Below are 21,829 nucleotides of genomic sequence, written 5' to 3' on the forward strand. Positions count from 1 at the left end.
GAGGTCAGTAGGCTTCAAAATAATAATGTCAAAGCTTATTGCTGCAGGCTCCCATCTTGTAATCCATTCGGCATCGGCATTCCCTTTTATATGTCCGGCTACCACGCCTCGCGTAATTAAACCGGTGACCATTTGAGAACGTCTTTCAGATATGCATACGGATCATGACCAGTGTCCCGCGCAGACTGGATCAAGCTCATGATCGCCGCCGTCCGTTTGCCGCTACGCAGCGACCCAGCAAACAACCAGTTCGACCGCCCAAGCGCCCACGGCCGGATCAAGTTCTCGATTTGGTTGTTGTCGATGGGCACAGCACCATCTCCCAGGTAGCGCGTCAGTGCTACCCAGCGTTTGAGGCTGTAATCCAGGGCCTTGGCCGTAGCTGAGCCCTCGGGCACAAGTTCGCGTTGGGCCAGCATCCACTCATGAAGTTTTTCAGCGATGGGCACCGCCGTTTCCTGGCGTAATCGCCAACGGTCTTCGTCGCTCATTTCCTTGGCGTGTCGCTCGACTTCGTACAGCCCGCCAATCGAGTGAAGCGCCTGCTCCGCCAACTGGCTTTTATTCGCGACGTGCAGGTCGAAGAACTTGCGGCGCGCGTGGGCTATGCAGCCGATTTCGGTGATGCCCAGCTCGAAGCTTGTCTTGTAGCCGGCGAAGTCGTCACAGACCAGCTTGCCGTTCCACGTGCCCAGGAAGTTACGCGCATGTTCGCCGGCACGGCTGGGGCTGAAGTCGTAGACCACGGCCTTGAGTGCCGAGAATGGCGTGCTGCGGTAGGCCCAGACGTAAGCGCGGTGGGTTTTCTTCTCTCCTGGAGCCAGCATTTGTACCGGTGTTTCATCGGCGTGGACTACGCGCTGGGCCAGCACCGCTTCGCGCAGCGCATCGACCAGCGGCTGACGCTGCACGCCGGTTTGCCCCACCCACTGCGCCAGTGTCGAGCGCGGGATGGCCAGGCCCGCACGGCCGAAGATCTTTTCCTGTCGATAGAGCGGCAGGTGGTCGGCGAATTTGGCCACCATCACGTGCGCCAACAGGCCGGCAGTGGGGATGCCCTTATCGATCACCTGCAACGACACTGGCGCCTGGATCAGTGTTTCGCACTGCCGGCAGGCCAATTTCCCACGAACGTGCTGTTCGACGGTGAACACGCCCGGCGTGTAGTCGAGCTTCTCGCTGACGTCTTCACCGATACGCTGAAGCTGGCAGCCGCAAGCGCACAGGGTGTTGTCCGGCTCGTGATGGATCACAGTGCGCGGGAACTGCGACGGCAACGGCGCACGCTGGGGTTGCTGGCGTGTTTCTGCCTGCGCGGGTGCGGGATGAAGTGCTTTTAACTCGGCCTCGATTCGAGGTCGGTCATCCAGCAAGCTGCCTTGCGCCGGGCTGATCTGCTCGCTGCGTTTGGCGAACTTGTGCCGCTTGAGAATGGCGATTTCGTGAGTGAGCTGCTCTATGATCGTCTCATCACGATGGATCTTTCTGCCCATGGTGTCGACCTTGGACATCAACTGCGCAGCCAGCGCGCGCAGTTGTTCAGGGGCATTTGGTCGAGATCGGGCAAGGAAGTCACACCGTGGATTTTACCAAAGCAGTCCTCCGGTCACAGCTAAAAGCCAGGTATTGGAGCAATGTAATTGCGCCGCCTGCACCTAATCGCTGCCAAGGCAATCCAAGTACCAGCGCCTGGAGTTGTTCGGGGTCGAGTTCGACCTCCGCGCCACGATGGATGCCCGGCCAATGAAACTTGCCCTGATTCAAGCGTCGCGCCGCTAGCCAAATACCAACGCCGTCATGCACCAGCACCTTCATGCGGTTGGCCCAGCGGTTGGCAAAGAGGTAGGCGCAGTGCGGCTTAGCCGCACCGAACACGGCAACCACCCGGGCCAGTGCAGTGTCAGTGCCGGCCCGCATGCGCATGGGCTGGGTGGCGAGCCAGATGGAGTCGATACGAATCATTGGGCCAGACCACGAATAAAACACGCGCAGCCGTCCGGATCTGAGGCTGGCCATTTTACGGCGACGGATTTATCGCCCAGAGCCAGTGAGATGATCACCGTCTCTTCTGTTGCGCGCTTGGGTGCAGCTTGTACGGGGATGAAGGCCGGCAGAGTTGCGGATCACGTTGGCGTCGATGCCGTGATGGATGGCTACGCTGGAAATCGTCGCTCCAGGTTGCAGGCATTCCTGGACGACCTGGGTTTTGAACGGTTTGGGGTAAGAGCTGCGTTGGCGCATGGAAATCCTGGCGATAAGGGTGATCGCGTCCGCTTAAAAATACGCGGACACCATCGCCCTAAATACTGGAGTTCGGTAGGTGTGTTCGCCATCCGCTTACTCTACAGCAGCCACGAATCTGGACAGACAGATGTTCCCGAAGGAAAGGAAAGAAGGAAGCCCGTCAAGGGTCGGGCCTCAAAAAAGCGTTTCGACTAATGGTATTAGTGCTCTACCGACGGCCAGTCGCTAGATCTCTCGGCGCGAGAAGCAGTCATTAAGAAATGACTGCTAAACAGTTACGATTCAGCCTGCTTCCACAAATCATGACTTTTCATCTACATAAGTTAGGTTGGTGTTATCTCCTATTGTGCCGACGTATTCAGGATCCATGATAGTGACCGCGTCTCCATCACGCAGATGAAATTGACGATAAATTTTCCGGCGAGTAATGTTCTTTGGGCCCCTCGGGATATTCAATATTGGTTTGAATCCATCCGATAATCGAACATATCCCAACCATTCACCTAAGTATGATTCGTTTACCCCAGCCTCAAAACTGTACGCATAGCGAACCATGTTTCCCGCTTTCCAATTAGGAAGATCTTCCTTGCTTGAAGTCCATTTGTTAACAGTAATTGGCGCGCTTGGAGCTTCTACATAATCGGCAGGTTTCCTTGGATCCTTTCCTTCCTTGACCAGTTTGACGAGATCTTCCGTTAGGTTATAAGTCGCAATGGTGCCCCAGTCAGATATCCATGACGGGGTAAGTAGAGACATTATGACACGACGACAATAGATAGTTTCACTACCGTTATCACAGTAGAAAAGTGGCGGGAAGTTTTTTGTGTCAACCCCTTTCTTCAATAAAGCTAGCTTTGGAATGAATTTCAATGCAGCATACTTAGACGTATCAATGTTGACCCCACCGGTTTTAAAAACATCAAAGACCTCGTTCACGGAAGCTTGAAGGGCCAGTTGAACTATTTCACGATTCCTACTATCCAGAGTGTCTGCATAACGTTTGTCACCATAGGCTCGCCAAGTGTGGCCCATTTCGTTTTCAACGATAAGACCGAATTTGCTGTCTTCATCATGCATGGCACGTGAGAGAAAATCCCCATATGGATAGACTAAATTCCGCCCATGCAACTCCTTGCGCGGAACACGAAGGTGTCCTGAGGAAAAAAGATCAGTTAGGAAGTGATCAGCAAACGCGCTCACCGCATAGGCTAATTTAAGCCCTAATAATTTTTGTTTATCATCAGATTGCTTAGAGGCGATTAGGGCGTGGTCAAGAGCCAAATAATGACCCACTTTGTAGGCCGTTATAGCGTTCTCGCCAAAATGATCCCAATTTGTACTCGCCAATAGGTAATACCGCCCGGGTGGGGTGATGCCCCCGGGACCAAAACCGCCTGTAATCCTGTTCCACTCTTCTGAGAGCTTATCTCCCAGCTCGTCATAGGCTTCGTGAGGCTGTGCACCCGCTTTAAGCTTATTCTGAACAGCTCTAACTTCTTGCTCCATCACTTTGAGGATTTCGGGAGCATCGGCTGCCGCCGTCGTACGTGATGCGAACTGAGCAAACGCCTGCATGAAACGATGCTTGCATTCGTCAAAATTTGCTCCGTCGGAGATAGGTTCGCTGGGGTTACCATAAAAATCCCCGCCTAAGGCAACTATTTGACCGTAAGTAAATGCTCGATCATTAGGCAAGGGTAAGGGAACCTGCTGAGCAAGTGTCCCGATTTGGTCGCTATTACTAAGATGGAGAATTGCATGGTCACCAATGTACGTGTGCTCAGCGCCTTCGAATTTTTGCTGCCCTTCCTTACTTTTTACTTTATTTTGCAGCGGTAATTTATGATGACTGTAAGTGGAAATTTGTCCAACAGAAAAATTTTCCATCTTGGTTCCGCCCTTAGGTATTGAAAGAATATTTTCCTCGTTCATTTTCAACCTCATGTTAGTCTCATGGAACGATAAGGTTTACTACTTACGACCACCGCAATCGAGCTCACTTATCATTATATTTAATGACTACACTCACAATTATACATAAAACAATTGGCAAGAGTCGATCTGGGCGGTACGCATACTATGCGTGTGCGACGCCAATTAATGATCATTAATTCGAAAAAATTAATTTGGTAAATCAATAATTCTAAGGCCTCCGTCGCGAGCTACCAAAATAAACTCGCAGTTAATTTATGCAACTTGATACGAGCAGTGGAAGCTGCTAACTAGGCAGCAAATGGCTTATGCTATCCTTTAGTGCTAAGAGGTGTATCGGGTATTTCTCATCAGGGTGTTGCGATGCCAGGTCCGATACGCTATTTATTTCTGACATCAACATCACCAGTGAATTTTTTAGCTCTTGCAGTTCTGTTTCGGTCTGATCAGCAGTAATGTAAACCTGACTTATTTCTTCTGCCAAGTCTCTCTGGACTTCAGCATCGAATTTCTGGAGCTGAGTTTTGTAGCGGGCGAGTTCATCTTTCAACAGAGTAGGTAAATTACCATAATCTTTTAGACCATTTTTTTTAATCGATACAGCAGACAGCGATCCAATCACTCTAATTCTTAGGGTCTCCTCTTTACTATCGGTCTTAAAGTGTTCAGAACTAAGGTTTTCGCCATTAGATCTAGACGAGCCATATTGATTAAGGTCATCAATAAACTTAGTGATGGTTATTACTAATGCGTTCGCATCTGCTTTGATAATGCTTAAACCCAATACAATGTTCGCGCCACCGAAAGGTGCTCCACCATTGATAACGGTGGTTAGCCAATTAGTGCTGGTTCTCGCAAAAATCATAATGTGCCAGGGAAGCATCATAATGCCCCATGCGTCACTGGCCGCATCGTGAGAGGCAATAGGTAACTTAACCTTAACTGCACCATTCCCATTCATCGAATCGTATGCGTTTTGGGAAATAATAAACTTCGATACTGTATTAAACATTGTCTCCTCCTTGATAGTGAAACGCGCGCCTTAGACTAAAAGCGCGCTCAATTATTGTTACCCCACTAGCATATTATATACTGTTTTGTTGGGATCCACGTGAAGCTGTGGAGTACTGGTGCGCGGGTCATTATACGCTCGAACAAGGAGATTGCCTTTTTGATTATAAATCGCCTTGACTTTCTGATGCACGCCTGCAAATTGTTCTGTAATCAGATCAATATTTTTAGACAAAACATCAATTTCGTCTAATACGGCGCCTTTCATAATTTTAATGATGATGGCTTTAGCAGTCTCTGCTTGACCTAGATCGCTTGTAACCATCGTAACCAACTCACCCAGTGCAGCACCTAGAAGCTCCCAAGTGTTAGCCATATCCTGCGCCGCTGTAAAGGCTAGTTGAGAATGTTGAGCTAAACCCGTATAGCCCGCAACTAAGGTTTGAGTTGTTTTAATTTCATCCTGTAAAGCCACCTGCTGATTTACCAGATCCGCTTTTTGCTTAATCAAAGCTGCGAGGTCAGCGCCGGATGCAGCTTCCCCCCCAATCCCGGCGGCAACCAACCCAATGCCACCCACAACGGCGACAGTGCTAGCCCCAGCGGTAAACACTTCAGTAGCAGCGCCCACAAAAATCAGCACCCCGCCTGCAAGAATGCCTAATCCACTCGCGGCCGCCAGTGCAATATCTATAGTGATACGATGTTGAAGTTCAGTAATCTGCGTGGTGATGTTTTTTAGCTGATCAACATCACCGCCTGTTTTTGAATGAAAGTCGTTGACGAGGGTGGCGAACGCTGTAGCATCGGTTGTCAGGTTGTCGCGAAAACTAGTTAAATCGGCAACTACATCGCCGGCAATTTTACTATATCCAGAAGTAGTATCTTTCAAATTGTTTAAAACATCCAAGAAATCCTGGAGCGACATGTTACCGGTCAAAAAGCCTGTCGATGACTTATGTACCGAGATATACTCTTGCATAGCAGATAGTGAAGTTAGAATTTTAACTTGCAAGTGGTCTAGGTAATCTTTTGCGTGCGCTTTGGCACCATCGAGCGCGTTATTGATTTTATCCTCTTCATCTTTAAGATTCGGAAAGTTTTGAAGTTGTACATGTGCTTGGGTTAAAATGCTAATCGCATACGATTGGATTGTGACTCCAGCTCCCATGTGAGTTTGTTGCATCGAAGTGATTGATTTTAGTGCAGGCGTTACGTTATCGGGCACTGCATTTTTCAGTTGGGTGTTCATATTATTTCCCTATAAAATATATTTGATTTATTAGCCCAGCCCACTTAGCGCACGGGAAAGTTTAAGTAAATTTGTTTTGAATGCCTTCCATCCTCCATTTGCTTCATGCAGAAAATTATCTTTTATTTCCACCAACTTCGATTCCGATATATCGGTTGCGAGCAGTTGCTTATAAACCGAGTTAAAGTTAGACTCAGTGTCTTTCCAACCCTGGGCAAAAGAAGCGCTGAGATCCATCATTGCTTTAGAATCATCAACATAAGTTCTGGTCTGTCCCTCAATGGCAATTGCTATCGCAAGCATTTCCTCTTCAGAGTGTAGTTTTTGATACAACACTCCTAGGTGGGCTATGTCGTCTTGGTACTGTTGGCACGCATCCCCCATGCCAGTTATCCCACTTTTGAAATCTGTGCCTGTTATAGGTAGCCCCTCATTTTTCTGCTGCTGGCTACTGTCAGTCGCAGATTCTAACTTACCAGGCATAAAAGTAGTTATAATGCCGGGCACCATTTTTTGAATGAGTTCACCAATGTCTTGCGCATTTTTCATTATATTATCTAGCTGTAACATTAAATCTTTTTTTAGATCTTCAATTTCTTTCTTTGTAGCTTTTATTACACCGCTGCTTCCAGACAAGTCATTGATACGAACATCAACTTCCTTGGCAAAAGCCAAATATGACTCATCAATTTTTTTGACATAACTTTTATACGACTCTTTATTGACAAGTGCTTTATCAGCGTTAGCGCTGATCTCGACTAATATCACGTCAAAACAGTCTATTAAAGTTTGGCGCAGTTCGGTTACATCGATAGGGGGTCGTAACTGGTCTGCGACTGAACCTATGATTGAACATGAAGTTAACGCAGGAGGAATAAGATTTATCCAACCGGCTTGAAATTCATCGAGATAAAGCTTGGCACTAAGCTTGAATAATTTTTGTGTTGCCGCTAGGGGGATAGCGTCCAAGCCACTTTCAGTAAAAAAAGAATCTATAGAGACCTGTGAAAGCAATACCAACGCGCCTTGTTGCGCAAGAATTCCGGAATGCGCAAGGATACGTAGTCGCGTTGATATCTCCTGCGCTGACATTGAAGGTAAAGCATCCATCGCTGTTCCGTCGTTACTTTTAGCTTTAATATCCATTTAAAAACTCCAATGTTCGTAAATTTCGCAATTTTTGCGTCGGGGTTAGTGATATTTTTATTTTTTATTCGAAAATATTAGTCACCGTGATTTTGCCTTTTTGTTGGGTTTTTTCTGCTCAGAACTGCGCTAGTGGAATGAATATAGAATTGATTGCGAAAAAGGCAAATAACGCGGCCAACTTTTTAATTGTAAAAAAACGTTTTTTTCAAAAACCATTTGTATTTCAATTGACTGTACGTCGCGATTTTCTAATAGACCACTTATTGGCGCCATGATGGCCGACATCACCGTCACCTGCACTGTTTTCGCAAAGACCAGACCAGTTTTTAGGTTCTTCGCTACCGGGCCATTATCTTATTCAATAAGCCAATGAGTAAAAACTATTAAAATGGATAGTTTAAACCTGCATATCTTGGTATGGCGTGGCCAGTGCGACAACATTTAAAATGTCGATAGCATTTAAATTTGACAATCCTTTACCTACAACTAGACTTCCACTCCATACCCGGCCGGGTCGTTACTGCGAGTACTGCTTTTTTAAGGTGCTGCATCCTAAATTAGCTGATCCAGCCGAGGCATATTGTTAAATTTAAGAACTGAGTTATCAATTTTCGAACATGCTGCCCGCTGTTATTAAGGAAAGCTTAGATTTCAGCGCGCCCGTAGGGGCGCGGGATTTCGCCGTCGATCTACTATTGTTAAAGATCAGTTAGGCAGTGCAAGACTTAAGTACATCGTTGCGTGTCACTTCGGCTAGGCAACTTGTTGAATTAGAGGTGAATATATGACCAGTAGAGCTCCTTTCAAAGAAAACAAAGTATTCTCAGATAGTAATATCATTTCAGCTCTGACTGCCGATGATCCGAGTACTGAAATGGCGTTAAAAACGACAAGATGGCTGAAAAACCGCGCTTATGATTACGCTTATGATAATGGATGGTCACCAACCAAATTTGATGCGATTGCAGAATTAACAGACGATGAATGGCTGACCTACCGTAAGATTTGGAGGCAAGCCATTGGAAACACTCCGTGGATTAGAAACATTCAGCGCTCGGAAACTACTATTTCCGCAGAGATAAAAAATGCAGATTTCTTGATGCTTATTTCCGCTCTCGCCGATAAGGAAACTGCAATTTCGTTACATATAAAAAAATTGCTCGAGTTTATTATCTTGTTAAAGGAACGAACTGGAGCTCAGTCTATGCTTAATAGTTTTTTTTCACATGCAACTGAAGATAACAGGACAGCAAACACCATATTGATGCCTATAGTAAGGAGTCATGGGGTATTAAATGGTTCGATCATATCACTGGGCATCAACAGTAAAGAGGCTGGCTGGATGTTAAAACTTAAAAATAATTTTTTAGGAGCGAAACTCGACGTACAAGTTAAATTTCAATTCATAGTTTATGATTACTATGACGACGTATGGGAGAGCAAAGGTGTTAATGCAACAAGTAAAACCGATATGAATAATATGCAAATTTTCGACTTCCTCTAAAGCGCATCTGAGCTTGATGCGTAGCGTAATAAGGGATTAATCCAGTGGAATCTATCTAACACACATCAAGGATAATAGATATGAATAATCAAAAAACAGCCGATCAAGAAATACTAGAATTTGCATTTGATATGGCAAAACAGAGCAACTTACGGTCATTGTCTATTTCAGAGCGTCTTGAAAAGGTGAAGTTGTCGCCCGGTTATTCAAAAGATGAAAGCGACGACGCGCTGAAGAAGCTTTTTGCTGTAAATGACTTTTTGTCACCGTCGATAGAACTTGACGATAGTGAAAGGCTAATGGTGATTAAAAGTGAAAAATTCGTAAATCACGTCACGGACAATTTTGCGAAAAGCGTTGCTAACGAAAAAGGTTGGATGGCAGTTTTTCATTCTGACAAACCATGGACTGCCGCTGATATTGACAAAGGATTACTAGAGTGCAAGCTAGATAATAAATCCACAACAGTGTATTACTCTTCTGTGATGAAATATGTCGTAAACAATCTAGTACCATGGTTAGTCCCAGTTAGCAATTATGCATCGATTTACAAAACCTCAAGTGCGGGTGGCTCTTTTAAACTAACAGAGGTGTTTGACTCGGTTGCAACTATCATTTTTCCCGAAAGTGTCGCAATTAAACTAGTTAAAAACTTTTTCGACAAATTTATTACTGCAGACCAACCTGCCGTAGGAGAAAATGGAAAAAAGAATGACGTCATCGCCAGGGAAGCATTGAAGCTGACGTGGGATTATAAATTCAAAAATGAAAACACCAGAAACACCCAAATCACTCCCGTAGTTAGACAGCAAGGTTTTCTAACCATCGGTTTCATGGGCGCTTATGCCGATAAAAAAGAAAGTAGTGGTGATTTTTTTCTAGTAAGTTTTTTTTCAAACAAAAGCGATGTGGTCGGGCAGGGTGTTTCCGCTCATTTTGACGCGCAAACGTGGAACGTTTGGAAAGAAAGAGTTTTGGAACAACTGAAAAAAACTGATGCGTCGGATGTGGAGGCAGCCTTCAGCTTTCTTAGTTGAAGGTCTCAGCAGAATATTTTATAAGGCACCTTAATAAATTGTTGAAGCTTAAGAATATTCTAACCGAGCATTAAATTAGAGTATTGTGAAAATTTCATATATAAAACTTTATGCTTGCGGATATGGGCAACCGTAACCGCAAGTAATTAATCAATTTTCCAGCAATCTCCTTAGCCTATATTTTCTACTCAATACAAGCCGCCTCGCTGACTTGATAATTTCTGTTTGCTTTAATTGCTAGTGCATTGCTTGATTTGGATTGTCTTTAGTGCCGCCCATTTGATCGTTCAAGTCTTTAATAAAAGTTCTAGCGTATGCAGCCTTTGTCAACGCTTGTAGCTATAACAATACTCAAAGTAACCCTAATATTGCCGCTTTAGCGATGGCTTGGGTTTTATTGCAACAATTCATTTTTTTTGTGCTTTGTTTTATATGAAAATAGACCGTTGCTTTGCTAACAAAGACGCGCGACGCGATTTGCTCTGCGTTATAGCCTTCAGCTACCAGCCTTAGTATATTGAGCTCTTTGCGCGTGAGTTCTTGTATTGTTTTTTCAGCCAACGCTTTTAAGTTATATTGCCTTGACAAAAACTTGAACAGACTGTTGCAATGTGGATAAAGAGCATTATATATTTCGTTTGCTTCGATGTTTTGTTCTGGGGTTTTCGCTAGTGGAATGCATACGTACAGTTTATACCCACTGTAAAAACTATAATTGTATATTACAACGCTTCCGATCTGGCATCCTGTAATTGCAGGCGAAGCAAAATCGAAAAGCGCTGTATGTTTCTTTTTGACCCATGTTGTTATTTCTTGCGTAGTTATAGAAGCATCTAGTAGTTCGTATATTTCTTCAATACCTGTGTCATGCTTCCATTTTTGAGTGTAAGCGAGGTTATCTGTTACATATATCGTGGGTGTGGATATCGGGAGTGGGCTTTTTATGTATATGATATAATTCTCGCACGACGCTAACTGGCGAATACCCACCGTTATTTTAGAATGAAGTAGGGGGTGTATCGTAGGTCTTATTAATTGTAGAGCAGCATTTTTCATTTTAAAACGTCCGTGTTTCAGTCGTCTTATTTTAGTAGGGTTGGTGGCTACACTATCACGTCGGTGAAGATCCGTCATAAACTCGGCGCGCTGCAGAGCATTAGATTAACCATGATTGTGATGGTGTTCGCATTACTAACAAGCTTTATACAAAGTTTTGCGACAATAGACGCTAGCTCAATTTGCGATAAATATAACTTTTGTGGAGTATTACCAAAATCCACCCATTGCGCGGCTGATCTTTTAGCGCAGGCATAACAAGAGCGTTAGCCTCTGACGCATAGGTACGTATACAAAGCGTTGGCTCTACTTGTACATGAGTGTTTTTTGTGAGGCCAAGGCTGTTCGCCATTAATGCCAAATAGGGATACGTAAGGCTCAGACCCTCACCTTCAACGACTCCACTCACATTTTTCATCGATGTTGTTATCCCGCCACCGCTTTTGAGAGCTATGTGCTGTAAGGTTCCCAGAATTTTTCCGTCTCGGGCTTGAGTAAACTGCAAGAACTCGGCGCTTCATGAGCCTTTGGCCGTGTAACCACATGAAATTATGCGGTCAAATGCATAACGAGCTTTCCCCGCCATCCCTCCTCAAGACAAAACCAATATAGTGGCTGCTGGAGAATTCCCAACGTGCTAAAAAGCGGTCCTTTGGGTACGATTTTTTTCTTAGAGTACGTTTTTTCCGAATTATGTAGTGAATCGCCCCGGGTTTTCTAGACACTCTCCAGGCTCGCTGTGTAACGCTTTTCAAACTCTACCGGTGACAGCTGATTGTTGAAACCATGACGACGCTTCGAGTTGTAAAACATCTCGATGTAATCGAACACATCACCACGAGCATCCTGCCGTGTGGTGTAGATTTTTCTCTTGATCCGTTCCCGTTTCAGCAGCTGGAAAAAACTCTCAGCTACGGCGTAGTCGTGGCAGTTACCTCGACGGCTCATGCTGGCGACCAGGTTGTTGGCCTTTAGAAAACTGCGCCAATCAGAGCTGCTGTACTGGCTGCCCTGATCAGAGTGAACCATTACCTCCTGCTTTGGTTTACGCCTCCACACGGCCATCAGCAGTGCATCAATGGCCAAGTCGCTGGTCATTTGTGACTTCATTGACCAGCCAACGACCTGGCGCGAAAACAGATCGAGCACCACGGCCAAATACAGCCAGCCTTCATAGGTTCGGATGTAGGTGATGTCGGTGACCCAGACTTTGTTGGGTTCTCTGACATCGAACTGGCGCTTCAGTAAGTTTGGTGAGGCAACCGCTGGTTTGCCGCCAGACTTTCCTGGTCGCCGCCGATACCCAGTCTGAGAACGCAAACCTTCAAGGCGCATCAGCCTAGCCACCCGATGACGACCACAGTTCTCGCCAACCTCGCGCAGGTCATCATGGATCTTGCGATAGCCATAAACACCACCGCTTTCCAGCCAGGAGTGCTTGATCAAGCCGAGCAGTCGTTGATCGTCCTTGGCTCGTGCAGACTTTGGTTCGGATAGCCACGCGTAGTAGCCGCTGGGATGAACCTTCAGCGTCAGGCAAAGCCGTCGAATGGAGTAGTCACCCGCAAGCTGCTTGATAAAGGCGTACTTCAGCCGCACTCCTTGGCAAAGTACGCGGCGGCCTTTTTTAAGATGTCTCGCTCCTCCGTCACCCGTTTTAGCTCAGCACGTAGACGTCGAAGCTCAGCACTCTGATCGTCCTCCTGGACGCGCTGCTCCAGGGGCTTGGTGTAGCGCTTAATCCAGCCATAGATGCCGTGCACGGACACACCCAATCGCGCAGCCACCTCCGAGACAGGAAGCTGCTTTTCGGTCACTTGGTTGACCGCCTGGATTTTGAATTCTTCGGGATAACGCTGGTTGCTCATGGCACCTCCTAATGGGCCTCATTTTAAGGCTTGGAGGTGTCTACGAAACTAGGGGCGATTCAGTAGCTCCCCTAATGGATGCTTTCATCAGGTCTTTTCAAAATGCTGCGTGTTCCCTGCACGATGCTTGTTTTTATTTAGAAGAGTACTACGCTCCAAAACATATCGTGGTGATTTCAGGGAAAAACTTAGGAACGTAAAACGAAAGCTGTTAATAGCTACAACGTTATATGCTTAAAAATTCCTTTGCGAAAGGAGTTATAGAGAAACAGTATGGTAGTCATTATATTAATAATGATGAGTCGACTAATTTTGTAATATATGATTTATCAGGTCAGTACTCGTCAGCAAATAATGCTTGCGGGTAAAAATTGTTCGGCCCCACCGTCTTTCAGTGCAGAATAACTTTGGTTTGTTTATACTGAAGATTCTACTAGCTCAGTCTTTTTATGGGACTTGATTCCAGATATAGGGGAGGCATAAATATTCACATTGCCAATCCGAATCCCAATACATATATCGTAGCAACAAAATGTAAATTTTTTTGGTTTCCTCTTGATGCCTGAAGTGATTCCAGGTTTTTACCCACTTTTTTGCGTGAGCTTTATCGGGATGTTGATGCCTACGCCGAATTGACCTGAGGGGGGACGAGCTCGTAAGTGCTGCGCGGTACCATACTAACCTGTCGTAGCCACTCCTGTAGTGCGTAGCCGTCTACGGCTAAAATGAGTCACAATCTTGAGTTCTTTGAGCTTTAGAAGCTCAGATAACGCGTACTCGTGGCGCTAGAGACCAAAAATCTATTATCGTGAGAGGCTTTGTAAGACATTTGGCGAACACTTATTGAAAAATTAATTAGTTGTATTGCTTCCGTCGTGGCAATAATGTTTAGCCTTTAAACAGGCAAGTGAAAGGACGATTTCGTAGTGTGCTCGTGCCTATCGCACGATGACTAAAAATAAGGATGTTAGCAATGTCACAGATAAAACTGAAAAAAAAGATGGTTAACTCGTTAGGTGAGGTCAGTTCGGCTTATAGTCTGGTCGATACATTTAGCCATTTATACGACCGCGGTGGCTCTGAACTGATTAATGGCAAACCGTCCTACACCGTGAATCAAGCAGCCACCCAGCTGCTGCGCGGTCATGCCGCTTACAGAGACGCTGATGGAAACGGCAAGATTGACCTTACCTACACCTTCCTCACCTCGGCATCTTCGAGCACCATGAATAAACATGGCATCTCCGGATTCAGTCAATTCAACACCCAGCAGAAAGCACAGGCCGTACTAGCTATGCAATCCTGGTCGGATGTTGCCAACGTTACCTTCACCGAGAAGACTTTCGGCGGAGACGGTCACATGACCTTCGGCAATTACAGCGCCGGCCAGAATGGTGCGGCGGCGTTCGCTTACCTGCCGGGCTCTGGTGCAGGCTACGATGGCACCTCTTGGTACTTTACCGACGACAGCTATACGCAGAACAAAACGCCAAGTCTAAACAACTATGGCCGACAGACACTGACTCACGAAATCGGCCACACATTGGGCCTTGTTCATCCTGGCGACTACAACGCAGGAACCGGCAATCCTACCTATAACGACGTCACATATGCGCAAGACACGCGTGGATACAGCGTGATGAGTTACTGGAGCGAGAGCAATACTCACCAGAATTTTAACGGTGTTTATGCCTCTGCGCCCTTAATGGACGATATTGCTGCTTTGCAACGACTCTACGGGGCTAACATGGATACGCGCGCTGAGGATACTGTATACGGTTTTAACTCTACCGCTGATCGAGATTTTTATAGCGCGACCTCGTCTGCTTCTAAAGTGGTATTCGCAGTATGGGATGGGGGCGGTTTCGATACATTAGACTTCTCCGGTTTCACGCAAGATCAGAAAATTGATCTCAATGAAGGCTAGATTTCGAATGTTGGCGGCTTGATGGGGAACATCTCGATCGCCCAAGGTGTCACAATGGAAGCGGCGATCGGAGGGGCCGGGAATGATCTACTGGTCGGGAATGCAATAGACAACTTGCTGGAAGGGGGAGCCGGCAATGACATTATATTTGGCGGAGGTGGTGGCGATGAATTGTTGGGTGGAGCGGGGGCAGATACATTTGTGTTTGGTACTGCCAATGATTCCCTCTACACCGCGCCCGACTGGATCATGGATTTCACCAGCGGGAAGGATAAAATCGATCTGTCGGGCCTAGCTGAGTTTGCATCAGGCAGCGCTACATTAAACTTCGTTAATGGCTTCACCGGCCATGCAGGCGATGCAATCCTTGCCTACTACGCTGAGACGAATCAAACTTGCCTATATATAGACTTTGATGGCACAAGGGGGGGCAAACTTTGCCACAGGCACCGTTGGTCAAGCTTCTGTAACTGATATCATAGCTTAAGCCAAAAATGCAGAAAGATCCGTCTTATAGCCAAGCAGGGCGGATCTTCTGTCCAATCGTGTTTTCTAAAAATGGCGAAATATTAGACTGGATTTGCCAGAAACTTTATGGCTATATTTTTCAGCAATAATTTTTGATTGTTTTTAGGGATTTGTACTATAAAAAATCACAAGACAAATTTATTAAAAATAGTGCTAGCCAATTTAGATTTAAGTTGATCAACTTGACTTAATTGCTGCTAGTTTTCCTACTTGTTGCTAAGCGATTTCGGAACTTGTAATGCTGGTACTATCCCGCACCCTTAATACTGCTTTGATAATCGATGGCGAAATCCTTGTCACCGTAATAGGCATTTCTTTCGATCAAAGCGAAATAAAATTTAGTGTGACCATGTCAGAGGTTTTGAGGATTCGAAATGAAGATGACAACATCAAATTGACTAAACGCAGGCAAATCCCCTAATGCAATATCTAGGGATGGTTTGAAGTAGCCATGTGTTTCTGGTTGACTTCGCCACCGACGATTTTGAAAATGGAGAGTCGATCCAAAACGCTGAGATCACTCACTCATTCCTGTCTTTTTAGCCGGTGCGAGCACCTCGCGGCGGCTATTCCCCACATTTAAAGCGCACCCTGTCCTACATGGCTCTGTAAATGTCGGCGGGCCATCCAAAGATTCGACCGCGCGAATAGCGTCACCAGTTGCACGGTGTATTTGGCCAGGCCACGGAAGCGCACTTTCACATAACCGAACTGGCGCTTGATCACCCTGAACGGATGCTCGACCTTCGCCCGTACCTGAGCCTGGGCTTTCTCGATTTTGCGGATGACTTTGTACAAAACGCTGCGTTTGCCATGTTCTTATAAGTGCTGCGACGGGCTGCGATCTGCCAGATGACCTGGCGACCGTCATACTCTGGACGCGTCTTGACTCCGGTGTAACCACCAGCGGCACACACCACGTTCTCTTCGCCGTGCAGTAGTTTGTCGACCTGGGAGCCGTCCGTGACATTAGCCGCCGTGACCACCACGCTGTGTAGTAACCCCGATTCATAGTCGGTGCCAATGTGTGCTTTCGCGCCGAAGTAATACTGGTTGCCCTTCTTCGTCTGGTGCATTTCCGGGTCGCGTTTACCCTCCTTGTTCTTGGTCGAGCTGGGCGCATTGATCAGCGCGGCATCGACAATAGTGCCTTGGTGCAACGACAAACCTCGGTCACCCCGATAGCCATTGATCACAGCCAAGATGCCGGAATACGTTTTAGACTCAGGCCGGCGAACTGCCGAAGGGTCGTGGTCTCGTACAGTACGTCCTCCATTACTGGATCGCTGTAACCAAACCAGTTCTGCATCAATGTACACGCAGCATCGCCATCAATAGATAAGCCGGACGACCGCAGGCGGTAGAACGTCGACTGATAAGTGTCCTACGTTCATGCGGGTGCCAACAGCCCATCCTTAAAGCGATGGGCTCAAAGTGAATCAATAGCTTTCGAATCCACGTAATTATTGCTCTACGAAAATAAATTATTGCAGGGCGACAATTTATGCTCTACATTTCGTCTCACATTCACCTTTGAAAGGATTCCTCATGACATCAAACAATCTTGCACGATTCAGCCAGCGAATGGCCGCCGTTACACTCGTGCTAATCGTAGTGATGCTGGTGTTTAACGCTGCGCTTTGGCTATTTCCCGTCATTGCCGGTAAAAATGGATGGGGGCTCGGTTTTGCATTGACCGATCGCCAACTTTCAAATATAGCCGATAAAGCACAAATGTTTCCTTGGTGGCAAACCCTTGGGGGCATAGTATTGTCAAGCATCCCGTTAGTAGCGCTCGCTATAGGTCTGGGGCATTTGCGCCGACTGTTCAAGAGCTATGCGCGAGGTGAATATTTTTCAAGTGATGCGGCACGAAGTTTAGGCAGTGTTGGAAAGGCGGTGGGAATATGGGTTTTGCTCGACCTTATGTGTGAGCCCTTGCTCAGCGTATGGGTCACGATGACAGAGCCGGTCGGTCAGCGAATGATTTCATTAAGCATTATGGCGCCAAGTTTTGTTGCGTTGTTTTTAGCGGCGTGTATTTCAATAATTGCGCATATTCTTTGGCATGCTAGTGAAATAAATTCAGAAAACCGAACTTTTGTTTGAGATTTATATGTCAATTGTTATTCAGCTAGATGTGATGCTCGCCTTGCGTAAAGCTAAATCAAAAGATCTTGCCGCCGCCATCGGCATAACCGAAGCGAATTTATCCCTCCTGAAGCAAGGTAAGGTCAAGGGCTTGCGCTTGTCGACACTGGACTCTATCTGTAAGGAATTGAAATGCCAGCCGGGCGATTTATTGATCCACGTTCGCGACGTTGAGTAAAAGTAGGTACCTTAACGCAATCTGGCTCTACGTATGCGCAATCGCAGTGCGATTTATAAATGTGTTAGAACATTCATATTTCCTACAGTTCATCGCGTTCTGAGACAGGCTCTATTCCACTGTACCCCAACTGTACGGCCAACTCGTTGGCCGTTTCCCTCCGAAAAAGGCACTTCACTAGGCGTTGTTTTCAATTTCCCCCGCAATAGAATCTCCAAACGCAAATTGTATTTTTTTCCAAGTAGGCAAAAAACCCTCAAAGGCAAGGATCCTATCCTTCCTCTAAAGGTGCGGAATATTTCTTTCTGTAGGTAGACTACAAATAGGCATTGTCGGTAGCCTGCTGATCGTCTATACATAACCTTCCTTAAGCTGACTACCTACTTACAGAGCAAAAAAAAATGAATATGAACCACGACGATCCAAAGGCTGTTGGTGAAGCTATCGACAACATCACCGCAGGAATGGAACGGGTGATGACCGGATTTGCCAACCTAAAATCTCTATTGGCTCCCAAAAATAACCCTTCCGATGGCCCGGAGATCGATCCTCGTGACCCAGCGAATAAGCTTGAGAGCGGAAAACTATCCAACAGAGGCGTCGAGGTGTGCTATCGGCTTTTTGATGCCGGAAAAAGTCGTTATGCCGTTGGTGCTGAGTTGGAGATCAGTTTCGGCGCGGCATCCCATCGCTTCGAATCATGGAAGAAAGCAGGTGGCCTTGATCGCGAAAAGCTCCGCCTGGCCTGAGTATTGACGAAATGACCATTGCTTCTTCCCAAGGTTAATTGGTCATTGTTTCCCGAGAGCCTATTTGAAAGGAAACGAGGTTCTATTACCGTCAACCTAGACGTCGGGAGTTTCCAACAACGAACCAATGGAAGTCATTTGCAGCTCGTATTGAAATGTGCATTCCTACGCGTATGACGCTTAAAGGCAGATACACGCTGTGTAGATTTTACCGTTCCGTTGCGTCGCTGTCGTTCAGAAACAAGAAACGCAGTGATTAAGTTCGATGCAAATAGCTGGTCCGATCGAATGAGACTAGATGGGCAAATCCTCGCTTTCCTATAATGGCCTTAAATATCGCTTTCGTTTCGCAAGAGGTCCGGTATTGAACGCGGGCAGCAGCGAGCTTGAAATTGGATTATCAAAACGGCTTTGTATAATCGACTGCACCTTGCTGATGCTGGCGATGATTTAGCACCTTCGCGTCCTTGTCCGCCACTGGGTCATTCAAAATGCCGCATATCACTAGGCCTCCTTACGATTCCGCGGTTTGGAAGCACTGACTATGGGGTATAAGCATATTGCATACTGCCCCGGCGGCCAGAGCCCATCCGTGCGACATCCGTAGCTCCGCGATAAATTTGGAAGTGCCACTTCCTTGTACCGACAATACCTTCCATGGCCTCGTGACAGGATGTACAGATGCCGATAGAGCAGTGTTATCCGTTTAATCTTACATCGATTGCCTCACTCGCTTTCGACTGCTTTGCACACTATAAAGCTGCTCCAACGTATTTTGGACTTGCCGAACTTTTCAGTGGTCTTGCCCGGACACTGGTCGTTAGGACCATCATGTATTTACGCTACAAAATCCGCATAGACACTGCGGCTCTCACGGTAGAACGGGATCCCGTGGTGATCACCGTCGTCGTGGGCATGCTGACGCTGCTTACCGACCATTAGCATGCCAGCCAATCGCGTGTACCCTTCGGTGAGTGGCTGACACCCAAGTCGTGGCGATTGTTGCTAAGCGGCATCCTCCTTTCAATGTTAGCCACTTGGCTATTGCAGGCTCTTCTCCGTCCAGACAGATTTAGCAGCTGGAATGCCAGAATGATCGCCCGCATATTGAAAGGCATCTGTTACAAGGATCACATACCGAACTGGCGATACTTGGCGAAAAACTCACTAGGTCCATTTTAAGGATTATTCTACGTGCCGGACAGAGTGACCTTCATCGTCACCATGCGTGAGCGAGAATTCATCACTTTCACCATTTATTACACTGACTCCGTCGATAACCCCTAGAATATTTGAGGGAAGTATCCACAATTATCTGCCTAAATCACTTCAAAGAAATTTCGTTGTTCGGTGGCAATGAGCTTAATAGGTTAATGCACCCTTTCAGTACTCGTCGCTCGCATATCTGATCGACGTGCTAGAAATAGATTTTTGTAAATCAAAAGATTCTCTTTTACGACTGTCGTTTTGAGTCCAATTACAATGTCTGTTGGGTTGTTTGATAGTTACTCGATTGGGGAAAACGCGTTAGGTAGGAGTGATTGTTCGATTCTTATTAGAGTTTATAGTTTTTATTCGGTACATCTTTATAAACGCGTGGAAGTTTAAAAAAATCCCGTGCGAGAACCGTCGTGGTTTGCCAGTCCTGGAGTGCTCCGCGAGACAATACCATTTTGACCTTTGATTGTATGGCTACCTTAGAACGAGTATTGACTGTCCAATAGCCGGATAATTCAGAATTCATATATCTCATTAGCGCTTATGCCCCTACGTGATAAGCATCCAGCCCGAATCGAGTGAGGACCAATTACCGTGTCATCAAATTATCTCCATTTTTCTTGACAACTGCTCGGCATCTGCTTAGCTAATTACCAGGCTTGCTCGCTACGCATGAACATCGCCACATGGAGAGTGATTTATGAATGGCCTGAATTTCGTTTCCCTATCAAACCACTTCATAGGCCCGTTAATTTACCTAGAAAACGGACATTCGAAACTCGACTATCGAAAATATACGTCACACTCTTTCAGAAAAACATTTCTGTATGATATTACCATGAGGCCCTATCTATTTGACTTTCCGGCCCAGCTAGAATGAACAACCTTTCAGCGCATTCACATTTTGAAAAAAATGTCATGGGGCACTATTATTTATTAACTTATCGCTGTTCTGAAGGCGAAACCTCGTAGCAGTGTAGAGTGCGTAGGTATTGAAGTTCGCACAGGTAAGTAAATTTCTACCGCGAGAAAATGCATCTAACCGCGTGTGAAAATATGATATCTCGGGAATCCTGTCCAGTCATTGCAAGGCGCTCAAATTATACATTTACTTGCTTGCAAGTAAGATTAATTATTGATGCAAATACAGTGATTAGGGACATGAAAATGGAGAAATAAAATGCCAAAATCATAGGCCGCGCTCCTGCACTTTTAGCAGCGGCGCTTTTATCGACGCTATATCAGCGCGCAATTGGTTTTTATCCAGAATGGATTTAGGAGTTAATGATGGACAAAATTCAGGTTGAAGATACAGCTGGAAATCGAGCAGATGAAGAACCTAACTTGACTGTCTCTTCGGGCGAGCACCCCAACCCAGGTGTGACTCAACAGCCAGGTGATATCGCTTGGTCGGCCTATACAGTGGACGCGGCGGGTCTCGCAGAAGTTACAGTACAGCCATACATATGGAAAGCAAATCTTCCAGCAAATTCGATAGTGAGCCTTTACTGGCCTAACGATGATGTTGTTTACTACTATAAATCTGATTCACAGATTAAATCGGGATCAAGAACAAAAACGCGATTCAGTAAAACCACAAAACAACCACCTAAATAGTACATGACGCTGCGTTAGTGCGCAGAAAGCTGGTCAAGCGATTAATCAATAGCGGCTTACCGTAGAACTTGCGCTAGCCGCTTACTACAGTGAATGCCTGTTGAATCAGATCCTTGGGAAGCACCGTATCGTGAGCTTGGCCCAAAGCAAAACGTGTAATCGATGGCGAACAATTACGAGCTGGCTCTACGCATAACTTTGGACAGCAGATCTAAAACTCACCAGGTTTGCAGCTAACAGCGCTCAACAACGATGTAGCGATTAGCGCAGCGGCTTGAGTAGTAAAGATGCTGGTTTTTTGGAATCGCGTACCCGGTGATCAGGCTGACGAGAAATACAGCCATAGGCAAATTACCTTTCCAACCGAGTACTGAGGCGCGGTTGGATCAGCCGAATCGGCTGGCGATG

General features: G+C 46.2%; 15 protein-coding genes and 3 pseudogenes. 8 read left to right on the plus strand and 10 right to left on the minus strand.

The window, feature by feature from the left end; translation table 11 throughout:
• Positions 1-116: 116 nt before the first annotated feature.
• From tnpC to ACOI8A_RS24690, 7 genes and pseudogenes are all read right to left on the minus strand, one after another.
• Positions 117-1,576 (minus strand): annotated as a pseudogene (gene tnpC, locus ACOI8A_RS24660) (IS66 family transposase).
• Positions 1,573-1,962, minus strand: a complete 390-nt coding sequence (gene tnpB / locus ACOI8A_RS24665; protein ID WP_420651397.1) for an IS66 family insertion sequence element accessory protein TnpB — start codon at positions 1,960-1,962, stop codon at positions 1,573-1,575. The pseudogene tnpC and the gene tnpB overlap by 4 nt, the downstream one beginning before the upstream one ends.
• 69 nt (positions 1,963-2,031) lie before the next feature.
• A complete protein-coding gene (locus tag ACOI8A_RS24670; RefSeq protein ID WP_420651396.1) occupies positions 2,032-2,241 on the minus strand; it encodes a transposase in 210 nt (69 codons plus the stop codon).
• A 303-nt stretch (positions 2,242-2,544) separates the two neighbouring features.
• Positions 2,545-4,176, minus strand: a complete 1,632-nt coding sequence (locus tag ACOI8A_RS24675; RefSeq protein WP_420651395.1) for a phospholipase — start codon at positions 4,174-4,176, stop codon at positions 2,545-2,547.
• 286 nt (positions 4,177-4,462) lie between these two features.
• A complete protein-coding gene (locus ACOI8A_RS24680) occupies positions 4,463-5,188 on the minus strand; it encodes a hypothetical protein (protein WP_420651394.1) in 726 nt (241 codons plus the stop codon).
• A gap of 57 nt (positions 5,189-5,245) precedes the next feature.
• Positions 5,246-6,439 (minus strand): HBL/NHE enterotoxin family protein, encoded by a 1,194-nt coding sequence (locus ACOI8A_RS24685; protein WP_420651393.1) that lies wholly within the window; start codon positions 6,437-6,439, stop codon positions 5,246-5,248.
• Positions 6,440-6,469: 30 nt separating this feature from the next.
• A complete protein-coding gene (locus ACOI8A_RS24690; protein ID WP_420651392.1) occupies positions 6,470-7,585 on the minus strand; it encodes a hypothetical protein in 1,116 nt (371 codons plus the stop codon).
• 787 nt (positions 7,586-8,372) lie between these two features.
• Here ACOI8A_RS24690 and ACOI8A_RS24695 point away from each other — a divergent pair.
• Both ACOI8A_RS24695 and ACOI8A_RS24700 read left to right on the plus strand, forming a co-directional pair.
• The gene (locus tag ACOI8A_RS24695; protein ID WP_420651391.1) at positions 8,373-9,092 is read left to right on the plus strand and encodes a hypothetical protein; all 720 of its coding nucleotides are present in this window, start codon (positions 8,373-8,375) and stop codon (positions 9,090-9,092) included.
• Between the two features lie 80 nt (positions 9,093-9,172).
• Positions 9,173-10,129, plus strand: a complete 957-nt coding sequence (locus ACOI8A_RS24700) for a hypothetical protein (RefSeq protein ID WP_420651390.1) — start codon at positions 9,173-9,175, stop codon at positions 10,127-10,129.
• A 351-nt stretch (positions 10,130-10,480) separates the two neighbouring features.
• Here ACOI8A_RS24700 and ACOI8A_RS24705 read toward each other — a convergent pair whose 3' ends face one another.
• Both ACOI8A_RS24705 and ACOI8A_RS24710 read right to left on the minus strand, forming a co-directional pair.
• A complete protein-coding gene (locus tag ACOI8A_RS24705; RefSeq protein WP_420651389.1) occupies positions 10,481-11,185 on the minus strand; it encodes a response regulator transcription factor in 705 nt (234 codons plus the stop codon).
• Positions 11,186-11,902: 717 nt separating this feature from the next.
• Positions 11,903-13,053, minus strand: a protein-coding gene (locus ACOI8A_RS24710) for an IS3 family transposase (RefSeq protein ID WP_420651388.1) whose coding sequence is annotated in 2 segments (ribosomal slippage) — positions 11,903-12,819 and positions 12,819-13,053 — 1,152 coding nt in all. Because the reading frame shifts where the segments join, the coding sequence is not laid out codon by codon here.
• 1,000 nt (positions 13,054-14,053) lie between these two features.
• Between ACOI8A_RS24710 and ACOI8A_RS24715 the strand changes: the two are divergent.
• Positions 14,054-15,467 (plus strand): annotated as a pseudogene (locus ACOI8A_RS24715) (serralysin family metalloprotease).
• Positions 15,468-16,087: 620 nt separating this feature from the next.
• Here ACOI8A_RS24715 and ACOI8A_RS24720 read toward each other — a convergent pair.
• A pseudogene (locus ACOI8A_RS24720) lies at positions 16,088-16,861 on the minus strand (IS5 family transposase); the annotation flags it as partial.
• Between the two features lie 195 nt (positions 16,862-17,056).
• Here ACOI8A_RS24720 and ACOI8A_RS24725 point away from each other — a divergent pair.
• From ACOI8A_RS24725 to ACOI8A_RS24745, 5 genes are all read left to right on the plus strand, one after another.
• Positions 17,057-17,617, plus strand: coding sequence for a DUF2975 domain-containing protein (locus ACOI8A_RS24725; protein ID WP_420651387.1), 561 nt, complete (start codon positions 17,057-17,059; stop codon positions 17,615-17,617).
• 7 nt (positions 17,618-17,624) lie between these two features.
• The gene (locus ACOI8A_RS24730) at positions 17,625-17,837 is read left to right on the plus strand and encodes a helix-turn-helix domain-containing protein (protein ID WP_420651386.1); all 213 of its coding nucleotides are present in this window, start codon (positions 17,625-17,627) and stop codon (positions 17,835-17,837) included.
• Positions 17,838-18,238: 401 nt separating this feature from the next.
• Positions 18,239-18,586 carry a hypothetical protein gene (locus ACOI8A_RS24735; RefSeq protein WP_420651385.1) on the plus strand — a complete coding sequence of 116 codons (348 nt, stop codon included), beginning with the start codon at positions 18,239-18,241 and terminating at the stop codon, positions 18,584-18,586.
• 681 nt (positions 18,587-19,267) lie between these two features.
• On the plus strand, positions 19,268-19,528 hold the full coding sequence (locus ACOI8A_RS24740) for a hypothetical protein (RefSeq protein WP_420651384.1): 261 nt from the start codon (positions 19,268-19,270) through the stop codon (positions 19,526-19,528).
• Between the two features lie 1,563 nt (positions 19,529-21,091).
• On the plus strand, positions 21,092-21,421 hold the full coding sequence (locus ACOI8A_RS24745) for a hypothetical protein (RefSeq protein ID WP_420651383.1): 330 nt from the start codon (positions 21,092-21,094) through the stop codon (positions 21,419-21,421).
• Positions 21,422-21,829: the final 408 nt, after the last annotated feature.

Source organism: Pseudomonas sp. P4795 (genome assembly GCF_048822895.1).
Lineage (GTDB): Bacteria > Pseudomonadota > Gammaproteobacteria > Pseudomonadales > Pseudomonadaceae > Aquipseudomonas.

Excerpts from the sequence above, each read along its gene's own strand:
- tnpB (WP_420651397.1), bottom strand. The coding sequence starts at position 1,962 with ATGATTCGTATCGACTCCATCTGGCTCGCCACCCAGCCCATGCGCATG.
- ACOI8A_RS24670 (WP_420651396.1), bottom strand. The coding sequence starts at position 2,241 with ATGCGCCAACGCAGCTCTTACCCCAAACCGTTCAAAACCCAGGTCGTC.
- ACOI8A_RS24675 (WP_420651395.1), bottom strand. The coding sequence starts at position 4,176 with ATGAACGAGGAAAATATTCTTTCAATACCTAAGGGCGGAACCAAGATG.
- ACOI8A_RS24680 (WP_420651394.1), bottom strand. The coding sequence starts at position 5,188 with ATGTTTAATACAGTATCGAAGTTTATTATTTCCCAAAACGCATACGAT.
- ACOI8A_RS24685 (WP_420651393.1), bottom strand. The coding sequence starts at position 6,439 with ATGAACACCCAACTGAAAAATGCAGTGCCCGATAACGTAACGCCTGCA.
- ACOI8A_RS24690 (WP_420651392.1), bottom strand. The coding sequence starts at position 7,585 with ATGGATATTAAAGCTAAAAGTAACGACGGAACAGCGATGGATGCTTTA.
- ACOI8A_RS24695 (WP_420651391.1), top strand. The coding sequence starts at position 8,373 with ATGACCAGTAGAGCTCCTTTCAAAGAAAACAAAGTATTCTCAGATAGT.
- ACOI8A_RS24700 (WP_420651390.1), top strand. The coding sequence starts at position 9,173 with ATGAATAATCAAAAAACAGCCGATCAAGAAATACTAGAATTTGCATTT.
- ACOI8A_RS24705 (WP_420651389.1), bottom strand. The coding sequence starts at position 11,185 with ATGAAAAATGCTGCTCTACAATTAATAAGACCTACGATACACCCCCTA.
- ACOI8A_RS24725 (WP_420651387.1), top strand. The coding sequence starts at position 17,057 with ATGACATCAAACAATCTTGCACGATTCAGCCAGCGAATGGCCGCCGTT.
- ACOI8A_RS24730 (WP_420651386.1), top strand. The coding sequence starts at position 17,625 with ATGTCAATTGTTATTCAGCTAGATGTGATGCTCGCCTTGCGTAAAGCT.
- ACOI8A_RS24735 (WP_420651385.1), top strand. The coding sequence starts at position 18,239 with ATGAATATGAACCACGACGATCCAAAGGCTGTTGGTGAAGCTATCGAC.
- ACOI8A_RS24740 (WP_420651384.1), top strand. The coding sequence starts at position 19,268 with ATGCCGATAGAGCAGTGTTATCCGTTTAATCTTACATCGATTGCCTCA.
- ACOI8A_RS24745 (WP_420651383.1), top strand. The coding sequence starts at position 21,092 with ATGGACAAAATTCAGGTTGAAGATACAGCTGGAAATCGAGCAGATGAA.